This is a genomic window from Sphingobacterium thalpophilum, from assembly GCF_038396785.1.
GTDB classification, from domain to species: domain Bacteria; phylum Bacteroidota; class Bacteroidia; order Sphingobacteriales; family Sphingobacteriaceae; genus Sphingobacterium; species Sphingobacterium thalpophilum_A.
The window spans coordinates 368,184-385,745 of record NZ_CP151087.1; the positions used below are offsets into that span (position 1 = coordinate 368,184).

The window sequence follows — 17,562 nt, forward strand, 5'->3', positions numbered from 1 at the left end:
CTCATTATTAGGAGAGGTTATAAAAAAGTACATCGGCTAATGTGGGATCCTTATCAAAAACTGATTTTGCAAATGGACATAGTGGCATAATTTTTAAATGTTCTCTGCGGGCATAAGCAACTGCTGCCATTAACATTTGTTTGCCTAGCCCTTTCCCAGCATACTCGGAGCCCACTTCTGTATGATCTATGATGAATTTTGTAGGGCCAGCCCAAGTGTATGTCATTTGTGCAACGGAATTTTCCTGATCGATAACCTCAAAGCTACCATGTTTGTCGTTATTTTTTTGTATTACTTCCATGAGCTTGAAGATAATTAAAGGAAATTACAAAATAAACAAAATTCAACAATATATAACATGAACAGTTTTCGCTGGGTGGAGCGTAGTTTTGTAATAAATCTGTTGTTTTAATCATTTGGTTAATTATTGTCGTATCTTCAGGTAGCTTCTAAAAATTGCTATTTTCATTATTTGGATTATATAATTGGTTTCCCCGTATTTTGTAAAAGTGCGGGGATTTTTTTTGAATAGCTAATATTTTTAGTATGTTTGCTTTGCGTTATGAGGGTAAATCAAAGCAAAAAACAAGAGTTTGCCATTGTGGACATAGAGACTACAGGTGGCAATGCAAAATCGAGCAGGATCACAGAGGTTGCCATTGTTATTCATGATGGTAATCAGGTTTTGGAACGTTGGGAGACCTTGGTGAATCCAGGGAAAGAGATTCCGAATTCGATTTTTGCGCTTACGGGCATAGACAATGACATGGTGAAGGACGCTCCGTTATTTGATCAGGTAGCCGAGCACATTTATGAAATGCTCAAAGACCGTATTTTTGTTGCGCATAATGTAAATTTTGATTATTCATTCATTCGATTTCAGCTTCAGGAATCGGGTTTCGAGTGGTCGGCGATTAAATTGTGTACAGTACGCTATGCGCGAAAAATAAAGCCGGGATTATTGTCCTATAGTTTGGGACGCCTATGTGATTATCTAGATATCCCGATTGAAAATAGGCACCGTGCGGGTGGCGACGCTGATGCAACAGCCATTCTCTTTGCTTATTTGAAAGTGCTAGATACCGAACAGGTATTTCAGGATATGATTAAACATAAAGCGCTAGATCAACGTTTTCCACCGCATTTAAATCCCTTGGAATATGAACAATTGCCCAACGAGGCTGGAGTCTATTATTTTCACGACAAAGCTGGAAAAGTAATTTATGTTGGCAAGGCCGTCAATATAAAAAAAAGAGTATTATCTCATTTTACAGGGAATAATATTCAAGCGCAAAGGCAACATTTCTTAAAAGAAATTCATCATATAAGTTATGAGTGCTGCGGGACAGAGCTGATGTCATTGTTGTTGGAATGTGCTGAAATCAAAAAATTCTGGCCAAAATATAATAGAGCACTTAAACGGTATGAGCCTAAATTTGGTTTGTTCTCTTATGAAGATCAAAATGGCTATCTCCATCTGGCAATTGGGAAGACAACAAGGGGACAAGAATGTATTCAGTTGTTTCAGCGGGAATATGACGCTATACAGTTGTTGCAAAGCTTTATTCAGCAGGACGCTATTAATCCGCAATTTTGTCAGTTTGGGCACGCCAGTTTGTCTACGAAAGCTTTAAAGAAGACCGAATTTCCCGATCGAGACCTACACAATACCCGGGTGGAACGTTGTATCGAGGATTGGCTCAAACAGCAGCCATCCTTTGTATTGATCGATAAAGGACGTAATTCCGATGAAAAAAGCTGTATTGTCATTGAAAATGGTGTTTTTTATGGAATGGGATATATTGATCAATACGGCCAGTATAGCAGGTTTGAAGATATAAAAGGACAAGTTAAAAGATATCAGAGCAATCACTACATGATGGAATTGGTCAAAATGGCAGCAGAAAGACAACCCGCTAAAATACATTTCTTAACAAAATCAAAGATTTTACCTGATGTTGCGGCAGAACCTGATTTCTCTTATGAAAAATTGGCTCCGAATAGCCTCTTTAATTTCTTTTAACAGTATATTTTCTATTCTTATTTTGGAAATGTCTTGCGTTTAGTCATTTCAATCTCAGTAATCTGTTAAAGAAATGTGAAATAGTAATTTATGCGCGATTTTGGTCCAATAGTTGAAATATTCTTTGTGTAGAATATTAAAAAAAGACTTTTCATAATTTAGGTTAATAATTGGTTAGTTAAAACCTGGGGCTCCCAACCTCAGGTTTTCTTTTTTTTATATTTCCGGACAAGAATTTTAAGCGAAGTATGACTTCTATTATGATTATTCAAAATAAATTAGCGTTTTTTTTTATTTAAATATGTGTTTCAATTTGCTGTTTTTCAGGTGATTGCCTTTTGTCCCCCCTTTGTCCCCCTAAATTTTTTCTCTGTGTAGTTAGTTTGAGCTATTTTAGTGTCAGCATACTGTAATAGCGGAATTAGTAAAACAAAGATGGGGCGTTTTCTAAAAGTAGCTGCGGTATATCTTATCCATATCTTTATATATAAAAAGGGCCTTGGCCCTTTTTTTTATTCTTATTATTCAGATTGCCTATTTTGAGCCAAAGACACCTTGACCTAGATTTTGATATAGATCTTTTTCTTCCGTAGGCAATATGCGATCAACCAATTCAAAGCCACAAATAGCAGCGCAAATAGAGCGGAGGATAATCGTTGGTTTTGCCAGCTATCAAACAGGGAATGGTAGCTTAAGTTCCAGAGATTTTGATGCGTATCTCCGATGAGAACAAAAGAACAAATCGTAGGGATTAAGCCGCTAAGACAATAGATAAATAGTGTATTCTTACCGAAATCGTCAAGGACAGTGTAAATTATCCCTTTGATGTTTTGAAATTCGATAAGATAGATTAATATACCAAGAAAAGAGAGTGCAATTCCAGTGCTGAATACGGAGTAGCTGCTGGTCCAGATCTTCTTATTAATAGGAAAAACAAATGACCATAGATAGCCAATCAGGATAAAGGACAGACCTACGATAAATAGGTTCATCAGCTCCCTTTTTCCTGTCAGTTTTTGAATAATGTACTTTCCGGTAATATACCCGAATATCGTTTGACTGATGGCCGGTAATACGCTCCAGATATCCTCTGGATCAAACGCTGTTCCCTCGCCGTGATAGAGATGGGATGCACCAAAGATTCGGATATCCAGTGCCGTTCCAAACCACCCCTCCAGACTATATGGATCTGTTGGATTACCAGAATAGCAAATTAGCCAATAAACTAATAGGAGCAAGATACTAATAGTGGCCGCACCTTTGTCTCTAAAATAGTATAGTATAATCGCCGTACTGAAATAGCAGAGCGCAATACGCTGCAGCACCCCAAAATACCTATACTTGGCAACGTGAATCCACTCGAGCTGGTGAAGACTATTCCATTCTACAAAAGGGAAAATATTTAAAAACAGACCGAGTAGAAAAAGGATGATTGTTCTTTTGACAATTTTATTCCAGTACAGTCCTGGTGCCAGCTGATCACTATTTTTTAAAGAAAATGCCATTGAGTTTCCGACAGCAAATAAGAAAAATGGAAATATAAGATCTGTAAACGTACATCCATGCCAGATGGAGTGTTCAAGTTGAGGAAATACATGATGATAGTTGCCGGGATTATTGACGAGAATCATAGCCGCGAGTGTAAACCCACGGAAAATATCCAGTGATTTAAAACGAGTCATAACAAAGTATATTAGTAAAAAAGGCTGTTCAAGAAATTAATCCTTTGAACAGCCTATGCTTGGTCTAATTAATAGCCTGGATTTTGAGTCAGGCTCGGATTTGCCTGCAGTTCCAATAATGGTATTGGAAGGAGCAGGCTATTTTGGTTAAAATTATACTTAATTAACGTGGGGTTGCTCTGTTTGCCGTTATCGCATGTAAATTTTATTTCATTTAGTTTATTCATTACATCTACCGTGACACCATAACGATTTAAATCATCCCAACGTTGACCTTCGAAAGCAAGTTCCAATCGCCGCTCGTTGAGAATGATGGCCTTTAGTGCACTGGAGCTGACACCGGATAAATCGGACAGCCCTGCGCGATGACGTATGACGTTAATGGTGTTTATCGCACCAGAAGTATTTCCCAAGGCGTTTTGAGCCTCTGCTTTAAGCAGAATGATGTCCGCAAGCCGCAAAAGGTAAAAATGATCGCCACTTTGGAAGCTGTTGGCATGTTTTTGCTTTACATTAAATGGTATTTCTGTATCGGCATCTCCACAAGGGTTCCAGAACTCATCTGCCCAAGGGACAGAGAAAAACCAGATGTTGGCATTCTTTCGTTCAGTGTCGCCAGCGCTGTCATAAGCTTCGACTAGATCTTTCGAAGGTGTGCCATACCGGCGCCATTCGTTTTCGTTGATTTGGCCATTTTCATCAAGATCCGGGAAAAAGAATGCACCACCCCAACAGCTTAGATTGGGACTGCCGGCGATATAGGGAATCTCTATGATGGATTCACTGTTATAGTTATGTTTACCGTCAAAAAGATCCGCATAGTTTTGAAGGAGCTGATAGCCACCTTTTCCAGTAATCACTGCATCGGCGTATTGCAATACCTTATTGTAATCTCGATCAGGGCGTTGTGCCCATATCTTGGTCAGCAAGGCATTTGCTGCACCTTTTGTAGCTCTAACCTTGTCGATAGAGGCTTGCCCAAATCCATCGGGAAGATTGTTTGCTGCCACTTGTAGATCCGAATCTATAAAATCATAAACCTCCTCTACAGTTGATCGCTTGATGCGTAATACTTCGGCATCGGTACTGTTGGAGTGTTTTTCCAAGGGTACACCACCGTAAAGTTTGACCAACTGATAATAATGGAAGGCTCTTAAAAATGAAGCTTCTCCAAGAATTTGTTTGCGTCTTTCATCCGAAAAAGTAGGATCTGTGACTTTATCAACGTTGTCAATAACGATATTGCATTTTGAGATTGCTCCATACAGTTCTTCCCAGTCCCTGCGTACCATTTCATTGGTATTGGTGATGTTATTATAGTCAATTTGTGCAAAGTCTATCTCACCACCACCGGCCGCATGCGCATTGTCCGAACGGATATCGGTCTGTAAAATCATCTCCCATTGATAATAATTGGCATTGCTTCCTGGGCGGGTACCATTGCCTATAAAAGAATTATAGGCCCCGTTTAATGCTTTCTCAATATTGTCTCCGGTGAGATAGGCATTTTCACTCGTTACCGTGGAGGTAGGCTGAAGATCTAAAAACTTTTTGCAGGAATTTAGAGCAAGAGAAGCCAATAAGGCGATGGCTAATGAGGTATATCTAGTTGATTTCATTGTTTGTAAGCTAAAAGGTTAAAAAGTTAGGTTTAAACCAACAATAAAGGTGCGTGCCTGTGGCGAAGTACCAAAATCGATGCCCGGTGCCATATTGGAGCTCACGGTTTGCTGGTTAGTTCCCCCGTACATGCTTACCTCAGGATCTAAACCTGAGTATTTTGTGAATGTTAACAGATTCTCGCCTGTCACATAAAAACGGACCTTATTGAGCTTCCATCTTTCAAGCACTTGTTTAGGCAGGGTATAGGCCAAAGTCATCGATTTTACCCTGAGGTAGGAACCTTTCTCTACAAAACGGGAAGAAATCTGTGAATTGTAGTTGTCATCTGTATTGTTTAGATCCGGACGCGGCATAGTACTATTTTTGTTATTGACTGTCCATCTGTTTAACACGGCAGCACTTTGGTTTCTCGGTTCCCACATACCTTCTGTATAAATACGTGTCGCATTAAGGATATCATTTCCCTGTACACCCTGTAAGAAAAAAGAAAAGCTGAAGTTCTTATAGCTGAAATCATTTGTCATGCCATAAGAGAATTTTGGTGTAGCATTACCAATGATAGCCATATCACTCGTTTGAAGACCTGCTTCAGGATCGGCCATCTGATAGATCATATCTCCGGTGTCTGGATTGACGCCTTTCGCGACATAGCCCCAGAATGATCCCAATGCAACCCCTTCTTTTGCAATCGTACTATTGCCGCGGCCATCAATATTTCCGTCATAGTAGGTCCCGCCATCAATATTCAGTACTTTATTGCGATTGAGCCCAAAGGTAACTGTTGTATTCCATTTGAAATCGTGAACGAAATTTCGGCTACTCAATTCGAATTCGAAACCTTTATTCTGTAGGTCGCCGAGGTTTTTCAACGCAGTTCTGTAACCGGAACTATACGGAACTCTTGAGTTGAGAAGTAGGCCTACAGTCCTTTTTGCATAATAATCTGCACCAAATATCAATCTGGAATTAAAGAAACTGGCATCCACACCAATGTCGGTCTGGTTTGTTGTTTCCCATTTTAGATTGGGGTTGTCCAAGGTAGCAGGTGTATACCCCGGTACAACCTGATCGCCGATATTGTACGATCCCGTGACGTCAACTAAACCAAGATAGGAAAAGGCCGGAATTTGGCTATTTCCAACCTTACCCCAACTAGCGCGGATTTTCAAATCGTTTACTGTGTTTTTCAGGGAACTAAAGAAATCTTCATTGGATAAACGCCAGCCGGCAGAGAAAGAAGGGAAGTAACCCCAACGGTTATTAGGCCCGAATACAGATGACGCGTCAGCTCTCAGATTTGCTGTAAATAAGTATTTGTCGTTATAATCATAACCGATTTTTGCAATGCCAGAAACAGTGGATACAGCAGCATCTATCGCTGTTGGCATCTCCGTAATCATCGAACCTCCATTAACGGTGTGAATTGCTGGATTAGCAAAATTCTGGGTAGCGATATTTGAGATTGTTGTTTGTGTTTTAGTGGTAATATAACCTAGTAAACCTGTGAAGTGGTGCTTGTCACTAAAAGTTCTGTCGTAGTTTAATGTATTTTCGGACATCCAATACTGATTATCCTGCTGCTGGAGCGTCGCCATTCCTTTATATTTTCTACCCTCCGTCGTGCGGAACGGATCCACAAAAGTGCGGTACTGGTTGTTAAATTTCTCATACCCAAACAGCGATTTGAATTTTAATCCAGGTAGGATATTGGCTTCCACAAAGGCATTTCCTGTAAATCTGTTGTTGATATAGCTGTGCTCGTTGCCTGTTGCCAATGCAACGGGGTTGTCGAGATCCGTATAGAATGGATCTACTGTGAAAGCCCCCTTATCACCGTATATGCCGATGACTGGAGAGCCTAGATAAGCATTCATGATGACTCCATTTCGGGAATTCTCGTTAATGTCCACATCGTACCAACGGTTGTAAGATAAGCTTGTCCCGACTTTAAAGATTTTATTGATCTGATGATCTAAATTGACCTTGAAATTGACCTTGTTTACTGTATTTGTGATGACTGTACCATTATCTTTTTGATAAGATCCAGAGATGTAAAACCCTGTCTTTTCATCTCCACCGCGTACTGAAGCCTGGTATTTTTGGCTGTGGCCGGTGCGGAATAACTGATCTGGCCAGTTCGTATCATCGGTATATTTCGACCAATCCAAGGCTTCTCCCATCTCAGTCATTAATTCTCTATATTGTACCGCATTTAGAACACTAGGCTTTTTTCTGATGGCTGAAAATCCTTGATAGGTTTCGAAATTTACCTGTGTCTTACCGTTTGTTCCTCTTTTGGTCGTAATCAACACCACGCCATTGGCTCCTGACGATCCGTAGACAGCGGCAGAAGCAGCATCTTTTAAGACCGAAATGCTTTGAATATCTGATGGATTGAGCTCCGATATATTTTCTGTAGGGACACCATCTACAATGTATAATGGGTTGCTACCTGCAGTAATTGTAGAGGTTCCACGAACACGAATGGAGAAGCCAGCTTGCGGTTGTCCGGAGGATTTTACAATTTCTACCCCCGCCATTTTACCTTCCATGGCACTCGCCAATTGGGTCACAGGGCGATCTTCAATATCCTTTGTGCTTATGGTTGCAATGGCTCCCGTGATGTCCTTTTTTTTCTGTGTTCCAAAACCGACCACAACGATCTGCTCCAGTTGGTTGTTGGCAGTTTTCATCTGTATATTGAGGTAACTATTGGAACCTACCGTACTACTGATAGTCTCATAACCTATCGAACTAAAGCTCAGTTGATGTGTAGAGGTTGCTTCAATCGAGAATTCACCTTTACTGTCTGTTTCCGTTTGTTTACCTGTTGTTGTATTGCGGATTGTGACCCCTGTTAATGCTTTACCATCGCTATCGGAAACGCGCCCTTTGACAAGCTGTTGTACATTGATCGTGTTTCTTAAGGGCATATCATCTGTTTTCCTTTTTAGGACAATGGTGTTGTTGACAATTTTATAAGAATACGATAGCTCTTTCAGGTTGTCATCCAGAATTTCAACAATAGAACCATCTTTATGGTTTATTCGGATTTTTTGGTTATCATTAATCTGCGAGTTATCGTACAGAAACACATAAGAACTCTGACGCTCGATCTCTTTAGCAAACTTTGCCAAAGTGTATTCCTTGTCTTGTAACTTGATTTTAGTTTGGTTTACATTCGCCATCGCCAAATTATTTGCATGGGAAACGCATTGGATAGCGAGTAAAGCAGCAAATAGTTTTGCCTTTTTACCAGCCCCCTGGATGGTTTTAAGTTTATACATAATTAGTTGGGTAAGTTTGTTTTATATTAAATAATTTAGAGTTCAACTTCAATTTTATTGTTTTGCAATCGACATTTTATATCCAGGAAGTTAAGGGTCTCAACCAGTTGCTGGGCCGTTGAATTACGTTTTATTTTTCCTGTCAGCTCACGCTTTTCATTTGTTCCTTTATAGACAATATCTACATTGTACCAGCGTTTTATGGCAGCGAGTGCATCTTTTATTGGTGTCGATTCAAAATAGAAAAAGCCATTTTTCCAGGCCATTGCCTCTTCGATATTAGCTTCTGCTACGATAAGATTCCCGCCTGTGGTAAATGCCGCTTGACCAGGTTTCAGCATTTTTGACTTGCCGAATTGCGAGACTTGTACAGAGCCTGCTATAAGTGTGGTTTTATTGTTTTCATTTGGATAGGAGCTTACATTAAAATGTGTTCCGAATACGCGAATGGTTTGTTCATTCGATCGCACATAGAATGGTCGATTACTATCGTGGCTGACTTCAAAATAGGCTTCACCAGATAATTTTACTTCACGGCTATTTGACGCAAAAGATTCAGGAAATGTCAGCACGGAGCCAGCGTTTAGCCATACCTTACTGCCATCGGCCAAAATTATCGCATATTCTGTTCCAATCGGCGTTTCAATGGTATTGGTACGGCTAGCAGCGGTATTCTTACTGGCTGTAAATTGATATTGCACGGTTCCGGCAGCAGTTGTAACGACTTTCACCTGTTCATCCTGATGGAGAACGCTTTTTTGGTGGGCAGAAAGGTCAATTTTAGTTCCGTCGGCTAAAGTTAATACGGCTGCTTTAATGCCCGGATGAACTTGCTGTTGCGTCTTCGCGGCTACCTGCGGGCTATCTTCGGTTGTTCTTTTAACAAGGTAAAGGGGCAATATAAATAACAGTGCCAAAGCAGCAGCTATTCCACCCAATTTCATCCATTGTGGAATTCGCTTGATTTTTGACGCTTGGATTTCCTGCTTGATATGTAAGAATAACAGCTCTTTGAGTTGTTGTTCATCTGTTGCGAGCTCCTCGGGGATAGGGAGAGGTTCGCCATTACTTGTTTCATACCATTGTTGCAGTTCGGCTTCTTCTTCAGGGGTACATGTGCCTTGAAGCCATTTATAAGCCAATTGCTTTATCCGGAATTGATTATGATCAACCATATTTAGGGGTTATTTATATATAGAGTCCCTAAATTGGGCTGATACCCTGACAAGAAGAGAAAAAAAACTACAAAGTAATCAGAAAGCGCTGAATACCAGTGCGTATTTTTTTTAAGGCACGGCTTAATTGGGTTTCGACAGTTTTCACAGAGATATTCATACTTTCAGCGATCTGTTTATAGGAGAGTCCTTCTTCGCGGGATAATCTGAAAACAAGCTGGCATTTTTCAGGCAGTTCCGAAACAAGTTGATCTAGCCGAACACGAAGCTCCTCAAACTGGAGCCAATTTTCCGTCGAGTTATCAAAATCCACCCATTCCGTATCATGCTTAAAAGCTTCCTGCTTGTATTGTTGTGCGAGATATTTAAATACTTTGTATTTAACGGCCACAGCGAGGTAGGAGGCGAGATTGCTTTCAATTTGGAGTTGATGGCGTCTCAGCCAAAGCGAGGTAAAGATATTTTGTACAATTTCCTGCGCATCTTCCAGTGAATTTGTTTTGCGGGCCGCCTGGTAATAAAGCTTTTTCCAATAGCGATCATACAAAGCTTCGAAAGCTAAGCTATCGTCTTGTTGAATCAACACGATCAACTCTTCATCTGAATGGCTTCCAAAATCTTTCATGCAAGACAATAATTTGTTTTTCTATGGTTATACGACGTGAAATGCTAATTGCGCTATAAATGTAGGGACTAAATTATGAATAATGCAACTTTAATATATAAAAGCTGGCTTTAAGCAGCTAAACGCGTATTTTACAAAGGATAGCAGCTTCGAATAGACAAAAAAAAGGAGTATCTGAATCAACAGATACTCCTTTTTTGAAGTGGTGCTTCTTAGAAGTTTGGTTTCAACAAGTATTTATCGTAGAATCGGAAAATATGATCAGCTGCTTCCTCGGCAGTATCCACAATTCGAAATAGTTTTAAATCCTCTTCACTGATATATTTGTTTAAAATCATTGTATTTTGAACCCAGTCCATTAATCCTTTCCAATATTCAGAGCCGACCAATACGATTGGAAAACGCGCAATTTTACCGGTTTGAATCAGTGTGATTGCTTCAAAAAGTTCGTCCATGGTTCCGAAACCTCCAGGCATAACAATATATCCTTGAGAATACTTCATAAACATGACCTTTCTGACGAAAAAGTACTTAAATTCAAGCAATTTGTCGCGGTCAATATATTTGTTGTGAAATTGCTCGAATGGCAATTCAATGTTTAGACCAACAGACTTCCCTCCAGATTCGTAGGCGCCCTTATTGGCTGCCTCCATAATACCCGGTCCACCACCGGAGATAATACCATAACCGCGTTCCGTCAATAAGCTAGCAATATCTACCGCCATTTGATAATATTTGTGTTCGCGTGGGGTACGTGCTGATCCAAATATTGAAACACAGGGGCCAATTTTTGCTAATTTCTCAAACCCATCCACAAACTCTGACATCACTTTAAAAATCTGCCATGAGTCCTTTACTTTAATTTCCTGCCATGTTTTGTTTTCAAATGCGCGGATAATTTTATCTTCTTTTGTAATGTCCATATATAACGTTATACATTTAATTTCTAAAACCTAATTTTTCAAAAAGGAATACAATATAGCTATTTTTTTAATACTAGCTACTTTTTCGGATTATTCTTACATTTGCATTATGAATTTTTCTTCTAAACTTCTCGAGAACGCAGTTGCCGAATTTGGAAAATTACCTGGCGTGGGACAAAAGACGGCATTAAGACTGGTTTTGCATCTGTTGAAGCAATCCGATGCAGATGTAGCGCGTTTTACGGCCTCTATCGATCGCTTGAAAGAAGATATTCAATATTGCCAAGAATGTTTCAATATTTCTGACCACAGTATATGTGAGATATGCGCCTCATTCAAACGCGATAAAAGTTTGATCTGTGTTGTAGAAGACACGCGAGACGTGATGGCCATCGAAAATACAAATTCCTATCAAGGTGTATATCATGTATTGGGAGGATTAATTTCGCCAATGGATGGTATTGGCCCTGCTGATCTAAAAATCGAAGGGTTAATTAATCGAATCCAAAGAGGTGAGGTAGAAGAAGTTATTTTAGCCCTTTCAGCAACAATGGAAGGGGATACCACCATTTTTTATTTATACCGTAAATTGCGTGAATTTTATGTAAAAATTACAACGATTGCCCGCGGTATTGCCTTTGGTGGCGAGTTGGAATATGTCGATGAGCTAACCCTGGGACGCTCCATTGCGACACGGGTGCCTTACGAGCGCAACGTTGGTTAATTGTATTTCAGATAGATTTGTTTCACGCCTTCGTGTACTTTTCTTCCTTTGTCAATTTGTTGTTGTCGCCATAAGCTGTCGGTAACCATACGATTTGCTTTTTTATTTTTTAAGATATTCACATAAGCCATTTTACCGAGTACCGTCTTCTTTAAACCCAATAGTGAACAGGAATAGTCTCCCAATAGATAATGATTGTAGTAGAGATGAATTTCGCGCATGAGCTTTCGTCCCCATTTGTTTGTGGGGTATGCTGCTTTAATGGGCTCTTCCATTAGCGCTTTTGCTAAAGCTAAACTATCCTGATCTCCTGATTGTTGTGTCATGGTCCAATAATACAAAGCTTCAATGGCTTGCTCCTCTGTGTCGGGGAGAAGTTGCATTGGAATACCCAGCAATGTTCCGATAAATTTCCAGACATGGAATAAACCTTCAACCTCATTTTTCAATACATTGAATTTCATGCGTTTTAGCCCTGTTAGGTAAACAAGAGAAAATCCGAGATTGGTTGCAAGCATATCCCACGTATTTAATGGAATACCCCATTTTTCTGTTTGCCACTGACCGTGCTTTAGGATGTTTAATCGCGCATACGAATGGATACATCGGGTGAGTAGAATGGCCTCTATGCCGATATTACCCTTTTTCAGCGCATCATCGCCTGTGATATCCACCCAAAAGGTTACCGTTTCGGTGAGTCGTTTGACAGCCCCTTTTTTTAACGCACCTGTAAAGATTAAGGGTTTATTGATCGCACTGGATTCATAGCCCCCCATGAGGACATAATCCCGTAATACAATAAGTCCTGATAAACCAGAACGTTGACTGAGCCCAATGCCTTGTTCTATTTTATCCCAATCTAACCAAGAAGGGCTGAGATCTAATGTATTTAAAAAATTCAGCAATACATGTTCATATGCTGCATCAATAGGCTTGCCTGCAAGTGCATCTTTAAGCAGTTGTTGACCTTGATGGAAACCAATTTTTAGATGTAGCTGCTCGACAAGTTGGTCGCAGCTATTGTCAAATTGATAGAGTAAAGGAGTAAATTGATCGGCAGCAGCGATGGAAAGTTTCGTCGGCAATTTGCGAAGCAATTCGACACCAAGACCCTTTGACCAATAAAAAGAAAATGAACTTGTATTAACTTGATAACGTTCGGGTACTCGCATATCTTCTATTGAATTGTCCAAACGGTATAACTTCCAGTTAGTGTGATACTATCATTTGATTTATTAAACTTAAAGTCTATATAATCCATTTGACACGATGAGAGATCACTACAACAAAATTGACGATCAATTTTAAAATGAAGTCTAAAAGAACCTTCGGTACTATTTGTATAAAAAGTCAATCCACTTATGCTAAAGTCACTTAAATGCGGTGCGCCATCTTTATCTTCCAATTGCTCGATAACGTAATCATTGATTTCTTGCTGATGTTTGTCGATGAATGGTATAAGATCTTGATTGCTGAATGGTATGATTAAATCGTCTTTTTTTAGTTGGATTCTGATGTTAATTTCTGTCATCTTATTATGCTGTACTAATAAAGATCTCTCCAGTTTGGAATATATAAACTGAAAATTGCCTCTGTTTCTTTTTGCGTCTTATGAGCAAATTTACAGAAAGCCTTTAGAATAATTAGATTGATGTGTTCTTTTTCGAAATCAATGAGTCGATTTGAAAAATGAAATCCACCTTCAACGATTCTAAAATCGTTTTTGGATAATTTATGGATGGTTACTGTAGCTACATCATATATATCCAACTGTTCTTCCCAATAAGCAATCTGCTTGATTATTTCATGATAGAGTAATTCCTGACTCCATTTGTGCAGTAATTTCAATGTATTCGTGCTCTTCTTTTGATATACACATATGCTTGTAGCTGTCAGTTCAACGGTTGCTAGCGTTGTGGAAGGATAGATTTTGACCAAATAAGGTTTTCCAAAAAGGTAGTAGGGATTTTCTAGATAGGAATAGGATATACCTTCCGATTTACTTTCTGGCGGGTTTAACTTGATGTACTCTTTAAGGAAAGCAACATCGCAATGTGCCGGAGCATGTACACGATAGGGTGATGAACTACCCGAAATTTGGATATAATCTTTATTCCAGGGAACTATTTCATAAAATATACGACCGATTTCGATTTGCATTTCTCGATTTTAAATTAGATTTGGGGCGTCGGCATTCAATATCGCTTGACACCCTAGCAGCCGCGTTAAAGTAACATTTTTTTATATTAAACAATAGTTATAATCGTAACAATTTTCTTTTATACAGGGAGTCCAAACAATAAGAGTTTCGTTTGAACAAATAATGGACTAGGAGTAACCAACTTCGGACTGTAAGCAGTATGTCTGTACGATGCATCCATAGTAAATACACTTAAAAAAGGTGGACTCAACGTGGACTCACTGTGGACTCACTGTGCTTACAGGACGAAGTTGGTCATAAGTTAGTCGTAATTTGTAGCATTGTTACCAGCTCTCACTAGTTTTTGTTTTTAATATTTAGATACTATCTTTGGAATACTGTTTATGTATCAACCCAACGACCATTTTCCAATATTAGACCTGCAGAAATTTCAGGAAGGGATTATCGCTGACCGCGATTTGCTTTTTCATGAGCTCATTGGCCCTAGAGAAATTAGTGAACCGCACAAACACGATTTTTTTATCCTTTTATTGTTTCAGGAGTCTGTAGGCACACATACAATAGATTTTGACCGTTTTGTACTAGGCGCAAATCAGTTACATCTGGTTTTTCCGGGACAGGTGCTTCAGTGGCAGATGGCCGATCCTACCTATGCACTGCAGCTCATGATCAGTAGGCGTTGGTTCGAAAGCTTATTACCTGCGTTGCGATTTCCTATTTCCTATTACCTTAAGCATTTGGTCATTGATCTTTCAACGGCCAATTTTCAGTCGTTATTGACAGAATTCAAGGCAATTGCAGATGATTTACAGGATGGTGAGATCCTATGGGAATTGATTTACGCACGGGTCAAAGTAATTACGCTTCTGATCAGCAAGATCGTTCAGGATAATTATGATGATTATGAACAATATCAGGCTAATCCAATTATGGCAAAATTTGTGCAGCTTATCGATGAATGGTATAAAAGTGAAAAATCAGTCGCTTTTTATGCCGAGAAGCTAAATATTTCGGCAAATTATCTGAATGTGTTAAGTAATCGGGTTTTACAGAAATCAGCTTCATTTTTGATTCAGGAACGTGTGTTACTGGAAGCAAAGCGATTGCTTAGAATTTCGGATAAAACGATCAAAGCGATTGTTTTTGATTTAGGGTTTTACGACAATGCAAGCTTCAGCAAGTTTTTTAAAAGCCATACGAATATGACGCCAAGTCAGTTTAAAGCACAGCCATAATATCTACATAAGCTGTGATAATTCGTACAAAGATCATTGGCTCAAATCACTTAGCTTTGGTGAAAAATGATATAGGCATGAATGAAATCAATCAGAATCAAGAGACATATTTGTTGAAGAATGTATTGCTAGAAACAGGCTTTCTTTATGAGAAGGACGAAATTGTTGCTACGAAAACGGCATTATTTGATATTCAAATTGAGGCAAATAAAATAAAAAATATTGAGCGAGCGCAATCGGTAGCGAATGGAAAAGCTTTTGATGTGAAAGGTAAATTGGCATTGCCACCATTCCGTGACATGCATATTCATTTGGATAAAACATTATACGGCCTGCCCTGGAAGGCGGTATTTCCAAAAAATAGAACTGTAAAAGATATGATTGCCAAGGAACAGGTGATTATCCCCGAGTTGTTGAAAACCTCTGTCGAACGGGCCGAAAAGTTAATCGCGCTTTTACAGAGGGCTACGGAACAAATTTTGCACGTACGCATTTTAATGTAGACCCAACATCGGGAACAAAGTCATTGGAGCATTTGTTACAGGCGCTGGAACATTTAAAATATTCATTTGCTGCAGAACTGGTCGCATTCCCCCAGCACGGTCTATTCTATACAGAATCGGCGAAACTAATGGAGGAGGTAGCTAAATGGGGGCAGGTGGATTTTATTGGTGGTTTGGATCCCTTTAGTATTGACGGCAGTATTGAGAAACCGATGGACTTGACCGTTCAACTTGCATTGGATAATAACAAGGGAATCGATATCCACTTGCATGAGGGAGGGGAATCAGGTGTTAAGACCATACATTATTTGATTGATAAAGCATTGGAAAATCCGGTATTGCAGGGACGTACATTTATCAGTCATGCTTTCGCCTTAGGTTACATGCCGAAAAAGGACTTAGCACATACGGCCGAACGATTGGCAGAAGCGAAAGTTGGTATCTGCAGTTCGGTTCCTTTTCGCAATATGTTGATGCCATTTCGGGAATTGAAAAAAGCGGGAGTGGAAGTTTTTGCAGGAAACGACAATGTTCAGGACCATTGGGGTACTTTCGGTTGCGGTAATATGCTTCAAAAAGCCAATCTAGCTGCGGAATTATATGGTTATGAAACTGAATTCGAGTTATCCCGTTGCCTTCGCTATGCGACCAATGGCAAAATTCCGCTTGATGATCAAGGGAATTCCGTATGGCCGAAAGTTGGAGATGATGCTAACCTCCTTTTTGTCGATGCGAGTTGTTCTGCAGAAGCAGTTTCTCGCATCTCAACTGTCTATGGGCTTATCCATCAGGGAAATGTGGTCAAATGGAACAATAGTTCCCAAGCTTAATTGAAAGTAGCAAATAATCATAAATTGAAAATGCTAATTTATCGTCTAGAAAATTGGCATTTTCAATGCTGGGGGTAACGTTTAGTGTAGGAAAGTCGTCTTGCAATAATCTATTTTATAAGAACCTTGCTCATTGACCAATTGAACTTCATTTTTTGTTCGGATGTCATTACCGTAATCAATAAATACGATAAATTTGCTTTCAGTTACTCTGTCGATTTTGACATCCTTGATATCCAATGCGTCGTCATTACCTCTTCCAAATAACCAGGTTTCCGCTGTATATAAGGGGTAGATTTTTCCCCATTTGGCCTTGTAAGCTGCCTCAGCTTTGGGTAGTTCTTCATCTGTGAGGTTGGAGGGCCCGTAAATTTCATTCGCATCTTTTAAAAAGGCTTGGAATCGCTTGGTACATAATGCGTCCTCTTTATCCAGATAGTAACAATATTTCCCAGATGCGGAACCTGTACATTGAAAAATTCCTTTCAACCAAGCTTCTGCTTGCTGATGCTGACCCACTGCCGTGTCTTGCTCCGCTGTCCTTGTGCTGTCTTTGATTGGTATTTGCTTTGCAGGATGATTTGCAGGATGATTTGCAGTAGCGCTTTTATGGTCTTGCGCTGAATTTGTACAGCTTGCTAACATGCAAAACAGCCCTATTGTTGCATATAAACTTTTCATTTTTGATATCGTCTTAATATTGGAATAAAATTAGGATATAAATTGGATAACATGATCACGGATTACCACTATATTCAACAGAATATTCAT

The 17,562-nt window shown here is 39.5% G+C and carries 16 protein-coding genes; 5 read left to right on the top strand and 11 right to left on the bottom strand.

The features are described 5' to 3' along the window. Window positions 1-7: 7 nt before the first annotated feature. A complete protein-coding gene (locus AACH28_RS01715) occupies window positions 8-301 on the bottom strand; it encodes a GNAT family N-acetyltransferase (protein WP_341832066.1) in 294 nt (97 codons plus the stop codon). A 261-nt stretch (window positions 302-562) separates the two neighbouring features. Between AACH28_RS01715 and AACH28_RS01720 the strand changes: the two genes are divergently transcribed. After that, window positions 563-2,023, top strand: a complete 1,461-nt coding sequence (locus AACH28_RS01720; protein WP_341832067.1) for an exonuclease domain-containing protein — start codon at window positions 563-565, stop codon at window positions 2,021-2,023. Between the two features lie 560 nt (window positions 2,024-2,583). On the opposite strand, the gene AACH28_RS01725 is transcribed toward AACH28_RS01720, so the two are convergent. The 6 genes from AACH28_RS01725 to AACH28_RS01750 all read right to left on the bottom strand — a co-directional run bounded on the left by AACH28_RS01725 (window position 2,584) and on the right by AACH28_RS01750 (window position 11,332). Next, the gene (locus AACH28_RS01725) at window positions 2,584-3,705 is read right to left on the bottom strand and encodes a DUF5009 domain-containing protein (protein WP_341832068.1); all 1,122 of its coding nucleotides are present in this window, start codon (window positions 3,703-3,705) and stop codon (window positions 2,584-2,586) included. Window positions 3,706-3,773: 68 nt separating this feature from the next. Continuing rightward, the gene (locus AACH28_RS01730; protein WP_341832069.1) at window positions 3,774-5,324 is read right to left on the bottom strand and encodes a RagB/SusD family nutrient uptake outer membrane protein; all 1,551 of its coding nucleotides are present in this window, start codon (window positions 5,322-5,324) and stop codon (window positions 3,774-3,776) included. A gap of 18 nt (window positions 5,325-5,342) precedes the next feature. Beyond that, complete coding sequence (locus tag AACH28_RS01735; protein WP_341832070.1) at window positions 5,343-8,615, bottom strand: TonB-dependent receptor; 3,273 nt, start codon at window positions 8,613-8,615, stop codon at window positions 5,343-5,345. Between the two features lie 35 nt (window positions 8,616-8,650). After that, window positions 8,651-9,790, bottom strand: a complete 1,140-nt coding sequence (locus AACH28_RS01740; RefSeq protein ID WP_341832071.1) for a FecR domain-containing protein — start codon at window positions 9,788-9,790, stop codon at window positions 8,651-8,653. A 67-nt stretch (window positions 9,791-9,857) separates the two neighbouring features. Beyond that, window positions 9,858-10,415 (bottom strand): RNA polymerase sigma-70 factor, encoded by a 558-nt coding sequence (locus tag AACH28_RS01745; protein WP_341832072.1) that lies wholly within the window; start codon window positions 10,413-10,415, stop codon window positions 9,858-9,860. Between the two features lie 212 nt (window positions 10,416-10,627). Further along, window positions 10,628-11,332 (bottom strand): TIGR00730 family Rossman fold protein, encoded by a 705-nt coding sequence (locus AACH28_RS01750; RefSeq protein ID WP_341833098.1) that lies wholly within the window; start codon window positions 11,330-11,332, stop codon window positions 10,628-10,630. A gap of 115 nt (window positions 11,333-11,447) precedes the next feature. Between AACH28_RS01750 and recR the strand changes: the two genes are divergently transcribed. Next, window positions 11,448-12,062, top strand: coding sequence for a recombination mediator RecR (gene recR / locus AACH28_RS01755; protein ID WP_341832073.1), 615 nt, complete (start codon window positions 11,448-11,450; stop codon window positions 12,060-12,062). Here recR and AACH28_RS01760 read toward each other — a convergent pair. Genes AACH28_RS01760 through AACH28_RS01770 form a run of 3 tightly spaced genes read right to left on the bottom strand, consistent with a single transcriptional unit; the run spans window position 12,059 to window position 14,222 of the window. Next, window positions 12,059-13,255, bottom strand: coding sequence for an oxygenase MpaB family protein (locus AACH28_RS01760; RefSeq protein WP_341832074.1), 1,197 nt, complete (start codon window positions 13,253-13,255; stop codon window positions 12,059-12,061). The two genes, recR and AACH28_RS01760, sit on opposite strands and share 4 nt — an antisense overlap. Beyond that, window positions 13,240-13,593 (bottom strand): hypothetical protein, encoded by a 354-nt coding sequence (locus AACH28_RS01765; protein WP_145326766.1) that lies wholly within the window; start codon window positions 13,591-13,593, stop codon window positions 13,240-13,242. Before AACH28_RS01765 ends, AACH28_RS01760 begins: the two co-directional genes overlap by 16 nt. 14 nt (window positions 13,594-13,607) lie before the next feature. Beyond that, a complete protein-coding gene (locus tag AACH28_RS01770) occupies window positions 13,608-14,222 on the bottom strand; it encodes a hypothetical protein (protein WP_088161617.1) in 615 nt (204 codons plus the stop codon). 384 nt (window positions 14,223-14,606) lie between these two features. On the opposite strand from AACH28_RS01770, the gene AACH28_RS01775 reads away from it, so the two are divergent. From AACH28_RS01775 to AACH28_RS01785, 3 genes are all read left to right on the top strand, one after another. Then, complete coding sequence (locus tag AACH28_RS01775) at window positions 14,607-15,458, top strand: helix-turn-helix transcriptional regulator (RefSeq protein WP_341832075.1); 852 nt, start codon at window positions 14,607-14,609, stop codon at window positions 15,456-15,458. Window positions 15,459-15,535: 77 nt separating this feature from the next. Further along, window positions 15,536-15,961, top strand: coding sequence for a hypothetical protein (locus AACH28_RS01780; RefSeq protein ID WP_341832076.1), 426 nt, complete (start codon window positions 15,536-15,538; stop codon window positions 15,959-15,961). Between the two features lie 23 nt (window positions 15,962-15,984). Further along, the gene (locus AACH28_RS01785) at window positions 15,985-16,791 is read left to right on the top strand and encodes an amidohydrolase family protein (protein ID WP_341832077.1); all 807 of its coding nucleotides are present in this window, start codon (window positions 15,985-15,987) and stop codon (window positions 16,789-16,791) included. 81 nt (window positions 16,792-16,872) lie between these two features. On the opposite strand, the gene AACH28_RS01790 is transcribed toward AACH28_RS01785, so the two are convergent. Next, the gene (locus tag AACH28_RS01790) at window positions 16,873-17,472 is read right to left on the bottom strand and encodes a hypothetical protein (protein ID WP_341832078.1); all 600 of its coding nucleotides are present in this window, start codon (window positions 17,470-17,472) and stop codon (window positions 16,873-16,875) included. Window positions 17,473-17,562 lie beyond the last annotated feature (90 nt).

Coding starts and splice junctions, on each gene's coding strand:
- AACH28_RS01735 (WP_341832070.1), bottom strand. CDS start 8,615: ATGTATAAACTTAAAACCATCCAGGGGGCTGGTAAAAAGGCAAAACTA.
- recR (WP_341832073.1), top strand. CDS start 11,448: ATGAATTTTTCTTCTAAACTTCTCGAGAACGCAGTTGCCGAATTTGGA.
- AACH28_RS01740 (WP_341832071.1), bottom strand. CDS start 9,790: ATGGTTGATCATAATCAATTCCGGATAAAGCAATTGGCTTATAAATGG.
- AACH28_RS01720 (WP_341832067.1), top strand. CDS start 563: ATGAGGGTAAATCAAAGCAAAAAACAAGAGTTTGCCATTGTGGACATA.
- AACH28_RS01790 (WP_341832078.1), bottom strand. CDS start 17,472: ATGAAAAGTTTATATGCAACAATAGGGCTGTTTTGCATGTTAGCAAGC.
- AACH28_RS01715 (WP_341832066.1), bottom strand. CDS start 301: ATGGAAGTAATACAAAAAAATAACGACAAACATGGTAGCTTTGAGGTT.
- AACH28_RS01775 (WP_341832075.1), top strand. CDS start 14,607: ATGTATCAACCCAACGACCATTTTCCAATATTAGACCTGCAGAAATTT.
- AACH28_RS01730 (WP_341832069.1), bottom strand. CDS start 5,324: ATGAAATCAACTAGATATACCTCATTAGCCATCGCCTTATTGGCTTCT.
- AACH28_RS01765 (WP_145326766.1), bottom strand. CDS start 13,593: ATGACAGAAATTAACATCAGAATCCAACTAAAAAAAGACGATTTAATC.
- AACH28_RS01770 (WP_088161617.1), bottom strand. CDS start 14,222: ATGCAAATCGAAATCGGTCGTATATTTTATGAAATAGTTCCCTGGAAT.
- AACH28_RS01725 (WP_341832068.1), bottom strand. CDS start 3,705: ATGACTCGTTTTAAATCACTGGATATTTTCCGTGGGTTTACACTCGCG.
- AACH28_RS01780 (WP_341832076.1), top strand. CDS start 15,536: ATGAATGAAATCAATCAGAATCAAGAGACATATTTGTTGAAGAATGTA.
- AACH28_RS01745 (WP_341832072.1), bottom strand. CDS start 10,415: ATGAAAGATTTTGGAAGCCATTCAGATGAAGAGTTGATCGTGTTGATT.